Here is a 17,249-nt window from a genome sequence, read left to right on the forward strand (position 1 = left end):
ACTGTCGGTGAGCCATCGCGAAAGGACGCGTCCCCGCCGTGACCCCGACGAGCACTGGTGCCCCAGAGCAACAAAGGCCCCCATCTGCGTCTCCGCTGATGAGGGCCTTCTTCGTGGCTCCCCCGACTGGACTCGAACCAGTAACCCTTCGATTAACAGTCGAATGCTCTGCCAATTGAGCTACGGGGGACCGTGCACGCACGCGTGCAACGAGGCATCACTTTACCGTCCCCGTCGGGCTTCGACAAATCCGATCCGGCCCGGTCGCGGCGGTCCGGTCAGTCCTGGCGCAGGCCGCGGCGCTGCATCTCCAGCTCCAGCAGCTCCCGCTGGAGCTGCTGGTAGCGGTCCCGCTGCCCGGAGGGGTCCGTGCGCTGGAGCTCGGCGAGACGGTCCGACTTCCGCCGGTTGATCTGCAGCTCGAACAGGCGGTTGAGGATGTCCGCGGTGTAGCGCTCGAGCTGCTGCTGGGTCGTGGCCGGCAGCGGCGTGACGGCGAGCTCCGCGAGGTAGCCGTGCAGCGGCTCCGGCAGGTGCCCGCGCACGGCGTCCACCCAGACCTGGCCGCTCGGCACGGCGGACCCGCCCCCGGGGAGCTCCGTGCGGGCGGCCAGCACGGCGTCGTGCACGGCCCCGTGCACGGGGTAGCGGAAGACGCTGAGGCCGAACTCCTCCCAGTGCCGCTCCTGCATCAGGTCCGGGCACTGGATGACGGTCTCGAGCGCCTCCCGCTCCATCCGGGCCACGGGCTCGCGCGGGTCGGGCAGCTCGACCGGGGCCTGCCCGGACGTCTCCGCCTCCGCGGGCTGGTGGGGCGCGGGCCGCTCGTCGCGCTGGGTGCGGCCGGCGGCGTCGACGGCGCGCTGGACCTCGGAGGGCTCCAGGCCGAGCCAGCCGGCCAGCTGCCGTGCGTAGGCGGGACGCAGGGAGCGGTCCCGGATGCGCGCCAGTATGGGGGCGCACGCCCGCATCGCCCGGATGCGGCCCTCGATGGTGTCCAGATCGAAGTTCTTCAGCGTCGCCCGGATCGCGAACTCGAACAGGGGGCGGCGGTTGTCGACCAGCTCGGCCACGGCGGCGTCCCCGCGGGCGAGGCGCAGGTCGCACGGGTCCATCCCGTGGGGTTCGACCGCCACGTAGGTCTGGGCCACGAACTTCTGGTCCTCCTCGAAGGCACGCAGGGCGGCCTTCTGGCCGGCGGCGTCGCCGTCGAACGTGAAGACCACCTCTCCACCGCCGCCGTCGTCGGAGAGGAAGCGGCGGACGATCTTGATGTGCTCGGGGCCGAAGGCGGTGCCGCACGTCGCCACGGCCGTGGTGACCCCGGCGAGGTGGCAGGCCATGACGTCGGTGTAGCCCTCGACGACGACGAGGCGGCGCTGCCTGGCGATCTCCCGCTTCGCGAGGTCGATGCCGTAGAGCACCTGGGACTTCTTGTACAGCGCCGTCTCGGGGGTGTTGAGGTACTTGGGGCCCTGGTCGTCGTCGTGGAGCTTGCGGGCGCCGAAGCCGATGACCTCGCCGGCGACCGCCCGGATGGGCCAGACGAGACGGCCCCGGAAGCGGTCGTAGAGGCCGCGGTTGCCCTCGGAGAACATGCCGGTGAGCTTGAGCTCCTGGTCCGTGAAGCCGCGCTCCCGCAGGTGCTTCAGGAGGTGGTCCCAGCCGCGCGGGGCGTAGCCCACCCCGTAGCGCCTGGCCGCCTCGCCGTCGAAGCCCCGCTCCCCCAGGAACTGCTGGGCGGGTGCCGCCTGGCGGGTGTAGAGGCTGCGCTGGAAGAACTCCGCCGCGACCTTGTGCGCGTCCAGCAGGCGCTGGCGGCGCCCGACCTCCTCCTTGCTGGGGCCCGAGCCCTGCTCGTAGTGCAGCTGGTAGCCGACCCGGGCCGCGAGCTTCTCCACGGTCTCCGAGAAGGTCGTGTGGTCCATGGTCATGAGGAACGAGATGACGTCCCCGGACTCGTCGCAGCCGAAGCAGTGGTACGTGCCCATCTGGGGCCGGACGTGGAAGGACGGGGTGCGCTCGTCGTGGAACGGGCAGAGACCCTTCCAGGACCCGATGCCGGCGCTCTTCAGGGTGACGTAGCCGTCGACGATCTCCTTGATGTCGGTGCGCGTGCGCACCTCGTCGATGTCCTCGCGTCTGATCAGTCCTGCCACACCGACAGTCTAGGTCCGCGAGCCGACGCCCGCGGGCGGGCCCCGCCGCCGGTGGCGGCCCGTCGGACGGGGCGCAGCGGCCGCCGACGCGGGCCCGGTGCGAGCGGCGGATCCGGCGCCGCGCCCCCGGTGCGGGTCACCAGAGCGGCTTGTCCCCCACGCGCCAGTGGGTGCCCCGGATCCTGTCGTGCAGGGCCACCGCGGAGAGGTCGGTGAGGGACGCGATCTGGTCCACGACCAGCCGCAGCCGGGCGGACTCCGTGCCCGGCCCCTCGCCGAGGTCGTGCCAGTCGGCGGCGAAGGCGGGCGACAGGTAGCGGCCGGCCGAGTCCATCAGCGCGCCCACCAGGATGGAGAGCACCTCCTGCTGGTTGTCGTAGATCGGCTGGGCGTCCCGGACCGTGATGACGTAGGTCGTGGCGATGCCCTTGAGCACGGCGATCTCCACCGACGTCTCCTCCGGGACGACGAGCTGGGCGTCGTAGCGGGTCAGCGGGTCCTCGCCGTAGATGTCCCGGGTGGCGCCGACCGCGGACATCGCGAAGCGGCCGATGAGCTGGCTCGTCATGTTCTTGAGCCGCGCGAGGTCCTTCCGGGACCCGTCCATCTCCCGGACCCACAGGGAGGAGTCCTCGAGGCGGGTCAGGGCGGCGTCAAGGTTCCGGGGGTCGGCCTGGGGCAGGTACCAGCGGCGGGTGAGCTCGAGGACCCGGTCCCGCTGGAGGGTGTCGGCGAGCCAGCCCAGCTGCACGAGACCGGAGGCGATCGCGTCCTCGACGTCGTGCACGGAGTAGGAGATGTCGTCCGCGAGATCCATGACCTGCGCCTCGAGGCACTGGGTGCGCGCCGGGGCGCCCTCGCGCAGCCACGTGAACACCGGCAGGTCGTCCGTGTAGACCCCGAACTTCGGCGACCGCGACCCGTCCGGGCGCAGGGGCGCCTCGTGCGCCTGCCACGGGTACTTGCAGGCGGCGTCCAGGACCGCGCGGGTGAGGTTCAGGCCCGCGGGCCCTCCGTCGTCGTCGAGCACCTTCGGCTCGAGCCGGGTGAGCAGGCGAAGGGTCTGCGCGTTGCCCTCGAAGCCGCCGATGTGCTGGGTCAGCCGGTGCAGGGCCGACTCCCCGTTGTGCCCGAACGGGGGGTGGCCGAGGTCGTGGGAGAGACAGGCGGCGTCGACGACGTCGGGGTCGCAGCCGAGCATCCGGCCGAGCTCCCGGCCGATCTGGGCGACCTCCAGGGAGTGGGTCAGGCGGTTGCGCACGAAGTCGTCGGTGTCCGGGGACACCACCTGCGTCTTGGCCGCGAGCCGTCGCAGGCCCGAGGAGTGCAGGATCCGGGCGCGGTCCCGCTCGAAGTCGGAGCGGTACTTGTTGTGGTGGTCCTCCGCGACCCAGCGCGCGACGTCGCGGGCCTCGTAGCCCGGGGCGGGCGCACCGGTGCGGTCAACCTCGATGGACGTGTGGGGCATGCCGTTCCTTCCGTGTCGTGGGGCCGGCTCAGCCGCCGGAGACGTCGAGCTCCGCCGCGACCAGGCCCGTCCGCTCGGTGTCGCCGAGCTCCCGGGAGCTCAACCACCCGTCCGGCAGGTGCGGCTTCTTCGGCGAGCCGGCCCGGCCGCGCGGGCCCTCGACCGCCTCCCCCGGGTAGCCCAGGCCCAGGTCCAGCTGGTCGAGCAGCTCCCGCAGGGTGGCGAGGTCCGGCACCTGGGCCATCCGGGCGCGCAGCTCCCCGCCCACGGGATAGCCCTTGAAGTACCAGGCGACGTGCTTGCGGATCTCGCGCAGGCCCTTGCCCTCGTCCGCGAAGGTCTCCACCAGCAGCTCGGCGTGGCGGTAGATCGAGCGGGCCACCTCGGCCACGCCGGGGCGGAACCGGTCGGCACGGCCCTCGAAGGCGGCCTGCAGATCGCCGAACAGCCAGGGCCGCCCCTGGCAGCCGCGGCCGATGACCACGCCGTCCACGCCGGTCCGCTCGACCATCCGCACGGCGTCCTCGGCGCTCCAGATGTCCCCGTTGCCGAGCACGGGCACGTCCGGCAGGGCCTCGCGCAGCCGGGCGATCGCGTCCCAGTCCGCCGTCCCCGAGTAGTGCTGCTCGAGGGTGCGCCCGTGCAGGGAGACGGCGGCGACGCCGCAGTCACGGGCGATCCGGCCGGCCTCGAGGAAGGTGAGGTGGTCGTCGTCGATGCCCTTGCGCATCTTGACGGTCACGGGGACGTTCCCGCGGGAGGCCTCCTCGACGGCGGTGCGCACGATCCCGGTGAACAGGTCGGTCTTCCAGGGCAGGGCGGAGCCGCCGCCGCGCTTGGTGACCTTGGGCACCGGGCACCCGAAGTTCAGGTCGATGTGGTCGGCCCGGTCCTCCTCCACGACCATCCGGACGGCCTGGCCGACGTGGCCGGCGTCGACGCCGTAGATCTGGATGGAGCGGGGCGTCTCGTCGGGGTCGTGGTCGATGATCCGCATCGACTCGGGCCGCCGTTCCACCAGGGCGCGGGCCGTGACCATCTCCGTGACGTAGAGGCCGCCGCCGTACTCGCGGCACAGCCGGCGGAAGGCCTTGTTGGTCACCCCGGCCATCGGGGCCAGCACCACGGGGACGTCGATCACGAGGTCGCCCAGGTGCAGCGGCGGGAGGTCGAGCCGGGCGGGCGGGTTGTCGCTGCGGGTGTCCATCACCGGGGAATTCTCTCACGGACGGGGAGGGCACCGTGCTCGCCCGGCCCTCGGCGGCCGAGCTGTCCCGTCCCGTCCGCGCGGAGAACGCCGTCAGCCACCCACGGCGTCCTCCGCGAGGACGACGGAGGTCTCGACGACGGTGGCGACACCGGCCGCCAGGAGGTTCTCGACGACCTCGGTCAGCGGCTCCATCGACCCGTCCACCTGGAACTGCACGGGGTGGTGGTGGGCCAGGAGGGCCAGCAGCTGCTCGAGCGCGGGACCCGCCGCGGCGTCCCCCGGCGCCCAGCCGAGCAGGACGTGCGCGACCGCGTCCTCGGCCGGTTCCGGGGCGCCGGGGGCCCCGTCGAGCTCGACCGGCCGGTAGCTCACCGCGAAGGCGGAGATCCGCCCCCGCTCCCCGGGCCCCACCCCGTTGCGCAGCACCACGGCGCCGAAGGCGTGCGCGGCGTCGGAGAGGAACAGCTGGTTGACCCGCCCCACGGGCAGGTCCGCCGGCTCGTCCCAGGCGTGGACGGAGCGGTAGAAGTCCCACAGCACCCGGGTGAGCTCCACGGAGCCGGTGGCCAGGTCCTCGACGGCCTGCGCGGGCGTCCCGTCGGCGTGCTCCCGCATCGGCTGGAGGGGCAGCGCTCCCGCCTCCACCCGGACCACGCGCGAGTCCTGGACGGGTCCGAGCCCGGCGGCCCGGGCGAAGCGCTCACCGGTCGACCCCGGCGCGGCCTTCGTGCGCAGGGCCTGCACGCCCGAGGGCGCGCCCGCGGCCTCGGTGCGCAGCCGCTCCAGCAGGGCGCGCCCGAGGCCTTCGCCGCGGCGGTCGGGGGCGACCTCCACGTAGGCCCACAGCCGCTCCGGGTGCAGGGCCGACTCGTAGACCGTGCCCGCGGCGACCGGCACGCCGGAGTCCTCCGCCACGAGGGTGCGCGACCACGGGGCGTCGTCGTCGGGACGCAGTGCCGCACGGAAGGCGGCCGCCTGGGGCGTCTCCGCGTCGGGCCACACCTCGAGCAGCCGCAGGTCGTCCCCGTCCCGCCACGGCCGCAGCCCCGGTCCGCTGTGCACGCCGCTCATCAGCGGACGAGCTTCCCGGCGAGGTAGGACTTGACCTGGTCGAGGGCCACCCGCTCCTGGGTCATCGCGTCCCGCTCGCGGATGGTCACCGCCTGGTCCTCGAGGGTGTCGAAGTCCACGGTGATGCAGTAGGGGGTGCCGATCTCGTCCTGGCGGCGGTAGCGGCGCCCGATCGCCCCCGAGTCGTCGAAGTCGATGTTCCAGCTCCGGCGCAGCTCGGCGGCCAGGTCCTTCGCCTTGGGCGAGAGGTCCTCGTTGCGGGACAGCGGGAGCACCGCGGCCTTCACCGGCGCCAGGCGCGGGTCCAGCTTCAGGACCGTGCGCCGGTCCGTGCCGCCCTTCGAGTTGGGCGCCTCGTCCTCGGTGTACGCGTCCACCAGGAACGCCATCATCGAGCGGGTCAGCCCGAAGGACGGCTCGATCACGTACGGGACGTAGCGCTCGTTGCTCTGCTGGTCGAAGTAGCTGAGGTCGGTGTTCGAGTGCTCGTTGTGCACGCCGAGGTCGTAGTCCGTCCGGTTGGCCACGCCCATGAGCTCGCCCCACGGATTGCCCTGGAAGCCGAACCGGTACTCGATGTCGATGGTGCCGGCGGAGTAGTGCGCCCGGTCGTCCTCGGGGACGTCGAAGCGGCGCATGTGATCGGGGTCGATGCCCAGGTCCGTGAACCAGTCCCAGCACGCCTCGACCCACTCGTCGAACCAGTGCCCGGCCTCGGACGGGTGCGTGAAGTACTCGATCTCCATCTGCTCGAACTCGCGCGTGCGGAAGATGAAGTTGCCGGGGGTGATCTCGTTGCGGAAGGCCTTGCCGATCTGGCCGATCCCGAACGGCGGCTTCTTCCGCGCCGCGGTGACCACGTTGTTGAAGTTGACGAAGATGCCCTGCGCGGTCTCGGGCCGCAGGTAGTGCAGGCCCTCCTGGTTGTCGACGGGGCCCAGGAACGTCTTCAGCAGCCCGGAGAACTGCTGCGGGTCCGTCCACTGGCCCTTGGTCCCGCAGTTGGGGCAGGGGATGTCGGCCATGCCGTTCTCCGGGGCGCGGCCCTTCTTCTCCTCGAAGGCCTCCACCAGGTGGTCCTGCCGGGCGCGCTTGTGGCAGGAGGTGCACTCCACGAGCGGATCCGTGAAGGTCGCCACGTGCCCCGAGGCCTCCCAGACGGCCTTCGGGAGGATGATCGAGGAGTCGAGTCCCACCATGTCCTCGCGACCGCGCACGAAGGTCTGCCACCACTCGTGCTTGATGTTCTCCTTGAGCTCCGCGCCGAGGGGCCCGTAGTCCCAGGCCGAGCGGGAGCCGCCGTAGATCTCACCCGCCTGGAACACGAACCCGCGGCGCTTGGCCAGCGAGATGACGTTGTCCAACGTGGACTTGGGGGCCATGTGGTTTTCCTCCGGGATTCCGCCCGACCGCCGGCTGCGGACGCGCGTGGTCAGTGGTGTGGCCCGGCGGAGCGCCGCCGGGAGAGCGGCCGCCGTCGGCCGTCATGAACGAGGACGCCGCGTGCGACGTCCTCGTCCCAGGGTAGCCAATTCCCGCCGGGCGCGCGGACCGGCCCGGAGCTGGGACAATGGGCGCATGACGACTCCCCAGCCGCCCGGCGGCCCCGACGAGCTGCCCATCCGCGACGACATGATCCGGCTGGGCCAGGCGCTCAAGCTGGCCAACCTCGCCGAGGACGGCGCGCACGCCCGGGGTCTCGTGGAAGACGGTCAGGTCTCGGTCAACGGGGAGGTCGAGACCCGCCGCGGCCGGCAGCTGCACCCCGGCGACGTCGTCTCCGCAGGGGGTGCCTCCGTCCGGATCACCGCGGGCGGCTGACCGCCCGGACCGGGGCGCCCAGCACCACCTGCGTCAGGTACTCGCGCACGTGCCCGAGCTCCTGCGGGCTGATCCCGTGGCCCACCCCGGTGTAGTGCACCTTCATGGCGTCGGCGTGCTCGAGCGCCCACTCGGCCGTGGAGTCGACCAGCTCCTGCGGAATGACCGGGTCCTGCGGGTCGCGGCCCCAGAACATCCGCAGCGGCTGCTCCCGCAGCCGCTCGTCGGCGAACAGGGGGTGCGCCCCGGGCACCACGAAGCCGGACAGTCCGACCACCGCGGTGACCTCGCCGGGCAGGTGGCGGGCGAGGGACGTGGCCATGGCCATGCCCTGCGAGAACCCGAGCAGCGTGATGCTGGGGTGGTCGGCGGCCAGCTCCCGCAGCCAGGCCGCGACGGGCCGCACGGCCTCCGCCACCCGGTCGAGCGAGAAGCTGAGGTCCGCGGCGAGCGGGAACCACTGGTAGCCCGAGTCGATGGGCTCGGGAGCGCGCAGGGACACCACGCTGAACTCCTCCGGCAGGGCCGGGACGAGGCCCATGAGGTCCTGCTCGTGCGAGCCGTAGCCGTGCAGCAGCACGAGCAGCGGGGTGCCGGGACGGGCGTCGGCGTCGTTGTTCCAGACGGCGAAGGGGGTGTCGGTCGCGGGGGTGTCGGTCATGGCTCCAGTCTGCCACCCGGGTGCGGCGGGCACGGTCTCAGGGCTCGTGCAGGACCGTCTCCAGGAGCAGCCGGCCGAGCTGCGGGGCCTCGATGAGGAAGCCGTCGTGGCCCGACGGCGAGGTGAGGGTGTGCCGCCGCACGTCTCCAGGCAGGGCGGCCGCCAGGACGTCCGACTCGCGGGGCAGGTACAGCCGGTCGGAGTCCACCGCCGCCACGAGCCACTCGCACGAGGTCATGGACAGGGCCTCCTCCAGGGTGCCCCGGTTCCGCGTGATGTCGTGGGACATGAGGGTCTCGTTGACGGCCAGGTAGCTGTTGGCGTCGAAGCGCCCGGCGAGCTTGGACGCCTGGTGGTCGAGGTAGCTCTCCACCTGGTAGCGCCCCCGGCGACCGGGGTGCGTGTCGATGACCTGCTCGCCGGCCTGCGGCGAGCAGCCGAACCGGTGGTGCAGCTCGTCGGGCGAGCGGTAGGTGATGTGGGCGATCCGCCGGGCCAGCCCCAGGCCCGTGACGGGGAACGGCCCGTCGTAGTAGTCCCCGCCCCGGAAGTCGGGGTCCTGGTGGATCGCCAGCTTCTGCGCCTGGCCCCACGCGAGCTGCTCGGCGCTGGACCGGGCGCACGCGGCGACCACCGCGCACGCCCGCACGCGGTCCGGGTGGGTCACGGCCCACTCGAGGGCCCGGGCGCCGCCCATGGAGCCGCCGATCACGAGGCGCCACGCCTCGATGCCGAGGGCGTCGGCGAGCGCCGCCTCGGCGTGCACGGCGTCCCGGACGGTGATCAGCGGGAAGCGGGAGCCCCAGGGACGCCCCTCGGGGTCCACCTCCGGCGGCGCGGGGGTCGCCGGGCCGGTGGAGCCGTAGCAGCCGCCCACGATGTTGGTGCAGACCACGAACCACCGGTCCGTGTCGATGGCGGCGCCGGGGCCCACCAGACCCTCCCACCAGCCGCCGGTCTCCGCGGCGCGGCGCTCGGCCTCGGAGGCGCCGGGGCGGGCCCGTCCGGTGGCCACGTGGGTGTCCCCGGTGAGGGCGTGCTGGACGAGGACCGCGTTGGACCGGTCCGGGGCGAGGGTCCCCCAGGTCTCGTAGGCGATCCGGACCCCGGGCAGCCGGAAGCCCGACTCGAGCTCCAGGGTGCCGATCTCGGCCACGCGCGGCACCCCGTCCTCGCGGACGTCGGTCCCGGCGGCGGCGCCCCGCACGACCGTCACGGTCACTCCTGTCCTCCGCGCGCGGCCGCGGCCGCGGCGAAGCCCTGCTCCAGGTCCGCGAGGATGTCGTCGATGTGCTCGAGGCCCACGGACAGGCGCACGAAGCCCGGCTCCACGCCGGACGCCAGCTGCTCCTCGGGGAGGAGCTGGCTGTGCGTGGTGGACGCCGGGTGGATCACGAGGGAGCGGACGTCCCCGATGTTCGCCACGTTGGAGTGCAGGGTGAGGGCGTCCACGAAGGCGGCCCCGGCCTCCCGGCCGCCGTCGAGCACGAAGCCCAGGATCGACCCGGCGCCCCGGGGCGCGTACTTCAGCGCCCGCTCGTGCCACGGCGAGGACTCCAGCCCCGCCCAGGACACCGAGCGCACGTCCTGGCGGGCCGCCAGCCAGCGGGCCACCGCCCCGGCGTTGGCCACGTGCCGCTCCATCCGCAGGGACAGCGTCTCGATGCCCTGCTCGATGAGGAACGCGTTGAACGGGGAGATCGCCGAGCCGAGGTCGCGCAGCAGCTGCACCCGGGCCTTGAGGACGTAGGAGAGGTTGACGCCGAAGACGCCCTCCGCGCCCAGGGCCTGGGCGTAGACGAGCCCGCCGTAGGACTCGTCCGGCTGGTTGAAGCCGGGGAAGCGCTCGGGGTAGCGGCCGAAGTCGAAGGCGCCGGAGTCCACGATCACGCCGCCGATGGCGGTGCCGTGGCCGCCCAGGAACTTGGTGGCGGAGTGCACCACGACGTCCGCGCCCCAGCGGAAGGGCTGGACCAGGTACGGGGTGGCCACGGTGTTGTCCACGATGAGCGGCACCTCGCTGTCGTGGGCGATCCCGGCGACCGTCTCGATGTCGAGGACGTCGTTGCGCGGGTTCGGGATCGTCTCCGCGAAGAAGGCCTTGGTGTTCGGGCGCACCGCGCTCCGCCAGGCCTCGGGGTCGTCCGGGTCCGTCACGAACGTCGTCTCGATGCCGAGCTTGGGCAGCGTGAACTTGAAGAGGTTGTAGGTCCCGCCGTACAGGCTGGGGCTGGCCACGACGTGGTCGCCCGCTCCCGCGACGTTGAGCACCGCGAACGTCGTGGCCGACTGTCCCGCGCTGACCATCAGGGCGCCCACGCCGCCCTCGAGGGCGGCGATCCGGTTCTCCACGACCTCCGTGGTCGGGTTGCCGATCCGCGTGTAGATCGGGCCGAGCTCGGCGAGCGAGAAGCGGTCGGCGGCGGCCTGGGCGTCCGGGAAGACGAAGGACGTGGTCTGGTGGATCGGCAGGGCCCGGGACCCGGTGACCGGGTCGGGGCTCTGCCCCGCGTGGATCTGCCGGGTCTCGAAGGACCAGCCGGCCGGGTTGTCCGGGGTGGGCCGTGCGGTCGTGGGGGCGCCGGTGCCGGCAGCGGGGGACTCGGACATGCCGTGGGACTCCTTGCGGTGTCAGGGGTCCGGTTTCCGGCCGAGCTGGTGCGGCCGAGCGACGGCCGGGCACCGGGGACCCGCGCTTGCTCGCTCGCGGGTCGCGAGGAGCCTGGTCTTCACCCAGGGCACCCCACCGCGGAGGAGGGTTGCCGGCCAGCTAGCTGGGGCTTGGACGCTGGCGCTCATGACCTGGACAACATTGTCCGGATTCGGGCGCGGCGGCGTCAAGCCGGGGCCGGGCACGACTCCCGAGAACGGCCCGGCCCGCGCGGCGCCGGACGCGCCGCGGACCGGAGTTCGGACCGGAAGGTGAGCCGGGGAGCGAACCGCGTCGTGGCCGGGCCCGGCCGATTTGGAGACGAAACTCACACGGTGCCACGATGTGGCCATGAGAGTCGACCACGTGTCCTACGCCTGCCGCCCGGAGGGCCTGGCGGCCACCACCGAGCGGATCGCCGACCAGCTCGGGATCGAACCGGTCAAGGGCGGTGTGCACCCCCGTTTCGGCACCCGCAACATGATCCTCCCCCTCACGAACCACCAGTACGTCGAGGTCGTCGAGGTCCTCGAGCACCCCGCGGCGGTGAAGGCCCCGTTCGGCCAGGCCGTGCGCGCCCGCTCCGAGGCCGGCGGCGGCTGGCTGGGCTGGGTCGTCGAGGTCGAGGACCTCGCGCCGTTCGAACGGCGACTGGGCCGTTCCTCCGTCCCCGGCTGCCGGGTGTTCCCGGACGGGCGGTGCCTGGAGTGGCACCAGATCGGGGTCAAGGGCCTGATCGCGGATCCGCAGCTGCCGTTCATGGTGCGCTTCGACTCCGGCCCGGAGATGCACCCGTCCCAGGCGCGGATCACGGACGTGGGCCTCGCCGGGATGTCGATCGCCGGCGCCCCGGAGCGGGTCACCGAGTGGCTGGGCGCCCCGGTCGAGACCGCCCTCGACGACCTCGACGTCGACTGGCGCTACCCCGCCGGCACCCCCGGGGTCCTCTCCGTCACCTTCAGCACCCCGGACGGCTCCGTCACCATCTGAGACCGCTGCGGCCGGGCACGCCGGTGCCCGGCCGCAGCCGGCTCAGCCCAGCAGCCACGCGGTGCCGAGGAAGCCCACGGCGTCCAGCAGGAAGTGCGCGACGACGAGCGGCATCACCCGCCCGGTGCGCCGGTAGAGCTCCGCGAAGACGAGTCCCATCACCACGTTGCCGAGGAAGGGCCCGATCCCCTGGTAGAGGTGGTAGCTGCCGCGGAACAGGGCCGTGACCACCAGGACCGCCGGCCAGCCCCACCCGATGCGGGTGAGCCGGTCGGTCAGGAACGCGACCACGACGACCTCCTCGAGCAGGGCGTGGCGCAGCGCCGAGAGCAGGAGCACCGGAACGGCCCACCAGTGCTCGCCGAGACCCGATGTGGTGACCTCCGCGGTGATGCCCAGGGCCCGCCCGGCCCCGTAGAGGGCCAGCGTCCCCACCCCCATGAGCAGGAAGAGCACGGTGCCCAGACCGAGGTCCGGGAGGGGCATGCGGGCGTCGAGCCCGATCCGCCGGCGCACCGTGCGCAGGGCGCCTGCGGAGCCGGCGAGCAGGTACAGCGCCAGCAGGACCGGCACCAGGTCCAGGGCGATGCCGGTCAGCTGGCGCAGCAGGTCGAACAGCGGCTGCCGGCTCAGCGGCGGGTTCATCGTCGCCTGCGCCTCGGACAGCGGTCCGCGGGCGAGGTCCTCGGCGAGGGAGAGCACCGCGTAGACCGCCGAGGCGCCCAGGGACACCCCGAGCACCAGGAGCACCTGCGCCCACAGGTCGGCGCGGGTGGAGCCGAAGGCGGGCGGTCGCGGGGCGAGGTGCGCGGGGGTGCTCATGCGCACATTCTGGCACCGCAGCACCGGTGCGGCCCGGCAGCGGCGGCGGGTCGCGCCCCGGGCCGTCTTCCCTAGGATGGGGTCCATGACAGCCCTTCCCCCGCAGATCCGACAGCAGCCCGCCGAGCGCTCCTTCCACGGCCACGTGTTCTCCGACCCGTACGAGTGGATGCGGGACAAGGACTCCCCCGAGGTGCTCGGCCACCTCGCGGCCGAGAACGACTACGCCGAGGCCGCCACGGCGCACCTGGCGGGGCTGCGGGAGACGGTCTTCGGGGAGATCAAGGACCGCACCCAGGAGACCGACCTGTCCGTGCCCAACCGGCGCGGGGACTGGTGGTACTTCGCCCGGACGGTGGAGGGCGGAGCGCACCAGGTGTTCTGCCGGGTCCCCGCGGCGATCTCCGGCGAGGTCGTCGCCGACTGGACGCCGCCCCTCGTGGAGCCCGGGATCCCCATGGCCGGGGAGCAGGTGCTGCTCGACGCCAACGCGGAGGCCGCGAAGCACGAGTTCTACTCGCTCGGCAGCTTCGACGTCTCCGAGGACGGGGAGCTGCTGGCCTGGGCCGAGGACGTCACCGGTGACGAGCGGTTCACGCTGCGGATCCGGGACCTCACCACGGGCGCCGTGCTCGCCGACGAGATCCCCGGCACCTTCTACGGGTCCTTCCTCACCCCCGACGCCCGCGCCGTGTACTACACCGTGGTGGACGACTCCTGGCGTCCCCACCAGCTGCGCCGGCACGAGCTGGGCACGCCGGTGGCCGAGGACGTCGTCGTCCACGAGGAGAGCGACCCCGGTCTCTGGCTCGGGGCGGGGCTGTCCGCGGACCGGCGCTGGATCGTCGTGGAGGCCGTGTGCTCCGAGTTCTCCGAGCAGCTCCTCCAGCCGGTCGCGGACCCGGAGGCGCCGCTGCGCGTCGTGCTGCCCCGCACCGACCGTGTGCTCTACGAGGCCGAGCCCCTGCTGCTGGAGGGGCGGGAGCAGATCCTGCTGACCCACGACCACGACGCCCCGAACTCCCGCATCTCCCTCATGGACCCGGCCGACCTCGGCCGGCCGGTGACGGAGGTGGCCCTGCGCGACGTCGTGCCGGCCTCGGAAACCGTCCGGGTCAACGGCTGCGCCGTGACGTCCACCCACCTGGTGGTCTCCGTCCGGGCGGACACCACCCTGCGGGTCCGGCTGCTCCCGCTCGCCGGACTGGGCACGCCCGCCCAGGCCGCCCCGGCGGAGCCGGCCTTCGCCGAGGAGCTCTACACCGCGAGCGTCTCCGCCGCGGAGCACGACGCCCCCGTGGTCCGGCTCTCCTACACGTCCTTCACGACGCCCCCGCGCGTCTACGACGTCTTCGCCGCGGGCGCCACCGGGGACGACGCCGCCCTGCCCGCCGAGCCGCTGCTGCGCCGCGAGGCCACGGTGCTCGGCGGCTACGACCCCGCGGACTACGCGGTCGAGCGGGACTGGGCCACCGCGGCGGACGGCACCCGCATCCCCGTCTCCCTGGTCCGCCGGGCGGACCTCGACCCCTCCGTGCCGGCACCGGTGCTGCAGTACGCCTACGGCTCCTACGAGCACAGCACCGACCCGTCGTTCTCGGTCTCGCGGCTGTCCCTGCTGGACCGCGGCGTGGTGTGGGCGGTGGCGCACGTGCGCGGCGGCGGCGAGCTCGGCCGAACCTGGTACGAGCACGGCAAGAAGCTGCACAAGACGAACACCTTCACGGACTACGTCGCCGTCACCGACCACCTCGCCGCACGGCCGGACGTCGACGAGCGGCGGATCCTGGTGATGGGCGGCTCCGCCGGCGGGCTGCTGGTGGGCGCGGTGCTCAACCTCGCCCCGGAGAAGTACTGCGGCGCGCTGGCCGCGGTGCCGTTCGTGGACCCGCTGACGTCGATCCTCGACCCCACCCTGCCGCTCACGGCGCTCGAGTGGGAGGAGTGGGGCAACCCCATCGAGGACGCGCACGTCTACCGGTACATGCGCGACTACTCCCCCTACGAGAACGTCCGCCCCCTGCCCTATCCCCCGGTGCTCGCCGTGACGAGCCTCAACGACACCCGCGTGCTCTACGTGGAGCCCGCCAAGTGGGTCGCCGCGCTGCGGGGCGCCACGACGGCGGCCCACCCGGTGCTGCTGCGCTGCGAGATGGCCGGCGGCCACGGCGGCGCCTCCGGCCGGTACGAGCAGTGGAAGGACACGGCCTGGGAATACGCCTGGGTGCTGGACCGGATGGGTCTCGCCGGGTCCTGACCACGCTCCTGCTGCACTGCTCGCCTCCTCGGGGGCGGCGGCCGCGTTGTGGACCGCCCGTCCCACCGGGACAGCAGCTCCCGGCGGACTAGAATGAGCCGATGGGGAACGATCCGCCCATCCACCGTGCCGCTCTCCCGACGGGAGTGACCATGTCCTGGGCTGCCACCGGACCCGTCGGCGCGACGCCGGTCGTCCTGCTGCACGGCTGGGGCGAAACCCACCGGGAGTTCTCCCGGCTGCTGCCGCTGCTTCCCGCCGGAGTGCGCGCCGTGGCCCCGGACCAGCGCGGCCACGGATCCTCCGACCGGCCGCAGGACGGCTACACCCTGCAGGACCATGCCGCGGACGTGGTGGCGCTCCTCGACGCCCTCGACCTGCCGTCGGCCGTCCTGCTGGGATCGTCCAGCGGCGGGTACGTCGCCCAGCAGGTCGCCGTCGACCATCCCGAACGAGTGCTCGGCCTGGTCCTGGTGGGCTCGCCTCGTTCCCTGCAGGGCCGCCCGCCCTTCGCCGACGCCGTGGCAGAACTGCGCGACCCCGTGGACCCCGCCTGGGTCCGGGATCTCCACAGCTGGTTCCCGACCGTCCAGCCGGTCCCCGGGTGGTACGTGGAGGAACGGGTGCGGGACGGCGCGGCCATCCCCGCCCGCGTGCGGCAGCGCTCGCTCGAGGGTCTGGGCACGGCCCGTCCACCGACCGATGCCGGGACGATCACCGCGCCCACCCTGGTCCTCTGGGGCGCGTGCGACGGCCTGCTCCCCCGCGACCACACGGAGGCGCTGATCGCGGCGATCCCCGGATCGCGACTGGTCGCCTACGAGGACACCGGTCACCTGGTGACGTGGGAGCGACCGGAGCGGGTCGCCGCCGATCTCGTGATGTTCCTCGACGAGCTCGGCCGCTGAAGCCGGGAAGAGCTGCGCCCCGGGCGGGGCACGGTCTCCGTGGCGTGGCGGCCAGCGTGCCGGGCGGCTCAGGCGGCGCCGGACCCGGCCCGGAAGCGGCCCGGGTCCAGGGCGGCGGCGGTCTCCGGGGAGCACCACGCACCCACGGTCCCGTCTAGGAGCACGTCCGCGGCCGCGTCCGCCATGGCGGCACTGGTCTGGAAGCCGTAGCCGGACTGGCCGGCGAGCCACACCAGGCCCGGGACGGCCGGGTCGGGACCGCACGCGGGCACACCGTCCGGTGTCTCGGTGCGCAGGCCCGTCCAGGCCCGTTCGATCCCCGTGGCGCCCAGGGAGGTCACGGTGTTGAGCCGCGCCAGCAGGTCCTCGACGTCCTCGAGCACGGGCTGCGCGTCGCAGGGCGCGCTCGGCACGGCCTCGGACGGGGAGACGAGCGCACCGTCCCCGGCCCGCCGGTAGTACCAGCCGCGGTCGGCGGCGACGACCATGGGGTGGTCGGGGGCGAGGGGCTTCGCGAGCCGCACGAGCGCGGCGGTGCGCCGCAGCGGGCGCAGGCCCAGCGGGGCGGCGCCGAACAGGGCCGCGACCTCGTCCGCCCACGCGCCCGCGGCGACGACGACCCGCCGGGCCCGCAGACGGTGCACGCCGGCCGCGACGTGCCAGACGTCGCCGTCGCGCTCCGCCGCCGTCACCGGGGCGCCCGTGAGCAGCCGGGCGCCGGCCGTCGCCGCCCGGTCCCGGTGCCACGCCACGAGGGCCGCGGCGTCGGTGCGCACGGAGGTGTCGTCGAGGCGCCCGGCCTCGACCGCGTCCGCCGGGGAGCAGGCGAGTTCGGGGCACAGCTCCACGAGCTCCGCGCGGGACAGCGCCCGCATCCCCGGGGCGGCCTCGGCGCGCAGCCGCGCCTCGGACCCCACCAGGACCATGCGGCTGGGCCAGGCCAGGGGCCGGGACGGGGCGGGCCGGGGGTCGAGCAGCCGGGCGACGGTCGCCCCGGTCAGCTCCCGGACGGGCGCCGGTCCGTAGCTGGGGATGAGCTGCTCGGCCGAGCGGCCGGAGGTGTGCAAGGACAGCTGCGGCTCGGCCTCCGCGAGCACGATCCCCGCCCCGCTCCCCCGCCGCGCGGCCAGCTCCGAGGCCAGGGACAGTCCGGCGATACCGCCGCCGATGATGAGCACGTCGCACACTGGGTCCATGCGCCCATGCTCGCACGCCGCGCGGGGCCGGTGCCG

General features: G+C 73.6%; 14 protein-coding genes, 1 tRNA gene and 1 riboswitch. Of the genes, 4 read left to right on the forward strand and 11 right to left on the reverse strand.

Features of this window, described 5'->3' with window-relative positions; all coding sequences use genetic code 11:
• Window positions 1-114: 114 nt before the first annotated feature.
• The 6 genes from ACH9D3_RS12985 to ACH9D3_RS13010 all read right to left on the reverse strand — a co-directional run bounded on the left by ACH9D3_RS12985 (window position 115) and on the right by ACH9D3_RS13010 (window position 7,290).
• Window positions 115-190 (reverse strand) — tRNA-Asn (locus ACH9D3_RS12985).
• Between the two features lie 88 nt (window positions 191-278).
• Window positions 279-2,159: a DNA primase gene (dnaG, locus tag ACH9D3_RS12990; protein ID WP_396411256.1), complete on the reverse strand. Its 1,881-nt coding sequence runs from the start codon at window positions 2,157-2,159 to the stop codon at window positions 279-281.
• Between the two features lie 136 nt (window positions 2,160-2,295).
• Entirely contained in the window at window positions 2,296-3,627 is a 1,332-nt protein-coding gene (locus tag ACH9D3_RS12995) for a deoxyguanosinetriphosphate triphosphohydrolase (protein ID WP_396399023.1), read from the reverse strand.
• A 28-nt stretch (window positions 3,628-3,655) separates the two neighbouring features.
• On the reverse strand, window positions 3,656-4,834 hold the full coding sequence (dusB, locus tag ACH9D3_RS13000; protein ID WP_396411273.1) for a tRNA dihydrouridine synthase DusB: 1,179 nt from the start codon (window positions 4,832-4,834) through the stop codon (window positions 3,656-3,658).
• A gap of 93 nt (window positions 4,835-4,927) precedes the next feature.
• A complete protein-coding gene (locus ACH9D3_RS13005; RefSeq protein WP_396411257.1) occupies window positions 4,928-5,908 on the reverse strand; it encodes a GNAT family N-acetyltransferase in 981 nt (326 codons plus the stop codon).
• Window positions 5,908-7,290: a glycine--tRNA ligase gene (locus tag ACH9D3_RS13010; protein WP_396411258.1), complete on the reverse strand. Its 1,383-nt coding sequence runs from the start codon at window positions 7,288-7,290 to the stop codon at window positions 5,908-5,910. Before ACH9D3_RS13010 ends, ACH9D3_RS13005 begins: the two co-directional genes overlap by 1 nt.
• Window positions 7,291-7,486: 196 nt before the next feature.
• On the opposite strand from ACH9D3_RS13010, the gene ACH9D3_RS13015 reads away from it, so the two are divergent.
• Complete coding sequence (locus ACH9D3_RS13015) at window positions 7,487-7,729, forward strand: RNA-binding S4 domain-containing protein (RefSeq protein ID WP_396399027.1); 243 nt, start codon at window positions 7,487-7,489, stop codon at window positions 7,727-7,729.
• Here ACH9D3_RS13015 and ACH9D3_RS13020 read toward each other — a convergent pair.
• From ACH9D3_RS13020 to ACH9D3_RS13030, 3 genes are read right to left on the reverse strand one after another with little or no spacing between them, the layout of a single operon-like run.
• A complete protein-coding gene (locus ACH9D3_RS13020) occupies window positions 7,713-8,390 on the reverse strand; it encodes an alpha/beta hydrolase (protein ID WP_396399028.1) in 678 nt (225 codons plus the stop codon). The two genes, ACH9D3_RS13015 and ACH9D3_RS13020, sit on opposite strands and share 17 nt — an antisense overlap.
• Window positions 8,391-8,427: 37 nt before the next feature.
• Window positions 8,428-9,612, reverse strand: coding sequence for a homoserine O-acetyltransferase MetX (gene metX / locus ACH9D3_RS13025; protein WP_396411259.1), 1,185 nt, complete (start codon window positions 9,610-9,612; stop codon window positions 8,428-8,430).
• Complete coding sequence (locus tag ACH9D3_RS13030; protein ID WP_396411260.1) at window positions 9,609-11,000, reverse strand: bifunctional o-acetylhomoserine/o-acetylserine sulfhydrylase; 1,392 nt, start codon at window positions 10,998-11,000, stop codon at window positions 9,609-9,611. Before ACH9D3_RS13030 ends, metX begins: the two co-directional genes overlap by 4 nt.
• Window positions 11,001-11,077: 77 nt before the next feature.
• A riboswitch (SAM riboswitch) is annotated at window positions 11,078-11,193 on the reverse strand.
• 198 nt (window positions 11,194-11,391) lie between these two features.
• Between ACH9D3_RS13030 and ACH9D3_RS13035 the strand changes: the two genes are divergently transcribed.
• Entirely contained in the window at window positions 11,392-12,030 is a 639-nt protein-coding gene (locus tag ACH9D3_RS13035; RefSeq protein ID WP_396411261.1) for a VOC family protein, read from the forward strand.
• A 42-nt stretch (window positions 12,031-12,072) separates the two neighbouring features.
• On the opposite strand, the gene ACH9D3_RS13040 is transcribed toward ACH9D3_RS13035, so the two are convergent.
• A complete protein-coding gene (locus ACH9D3_RS13040; RefSeq protein ID WP_396399032.1) occupies window positions 12,073-12,852 on the reverse strand; it encodes a CPBP family intramembrane glutamic endopeptidase in 780 nt (259 codons plus the stop codon).
• Between the two features lie 85 nt (window positions 12,853-12,937).
• Here ACH9D3_RS13040 and ACH9D3_RS13045 point away from each other — a divergent pair, with 85 nt between their 5' ends.
• Together ACH9D3_RS13045 and ACH9D3_RS13050 are read left to right on the forward strand one after the other, a co-directional pair.
• Entirely contained in the window at window positions 12,938-15,109 is a 2,172-nt protein-coding gene (locus tag ACH9D3_RS13045) for a S9 family peptidase (RefSeq protein WP_396411262.1), read from the forward strand.
• A 152-nt stretch (window positions 15,110-15,261) separates the two neighbouring features.
• Window positions 15,262-16,017: an alpha/beta fold hydrolase gene (locus ACH9D3_RS13050; protein WP_396411263.1), complete on the forward strand. Its 756-nt coding sequence runs from the start codon at window positions 15,262-15,264 to the stop codon at window positions 16,015-16,017.
• Between the two features lie 68 nt (window positions 16,018-16,085).
• Here the strand turns inward: ACH9D3_RS13050 and ACH9D3_RS13055 are convergent, their stop codons facing one another.
• A complete protein-coding gene (locus ACH9D3_RS13055) occupies window positions 16,086-17,213 on the reverse strand; it encodes an FAD-dependent oxidoreductase (protein WP_396411264.1) in 1,128 nt (375 codons plus the stop codon).
• Between the last annotated feature and the right edge of the window lie 36 nt (window positions 17,214-17,249).

Origin of the sequence: Kocuria kalidii (genome assembly GCF_044462225.1) — a bacterium.
GTDB lineage: Bacteria > Actinomycetota > Actinomycetes > Actinomycetales > Micrococcaceae > Kocuria > Kocuria kalidii.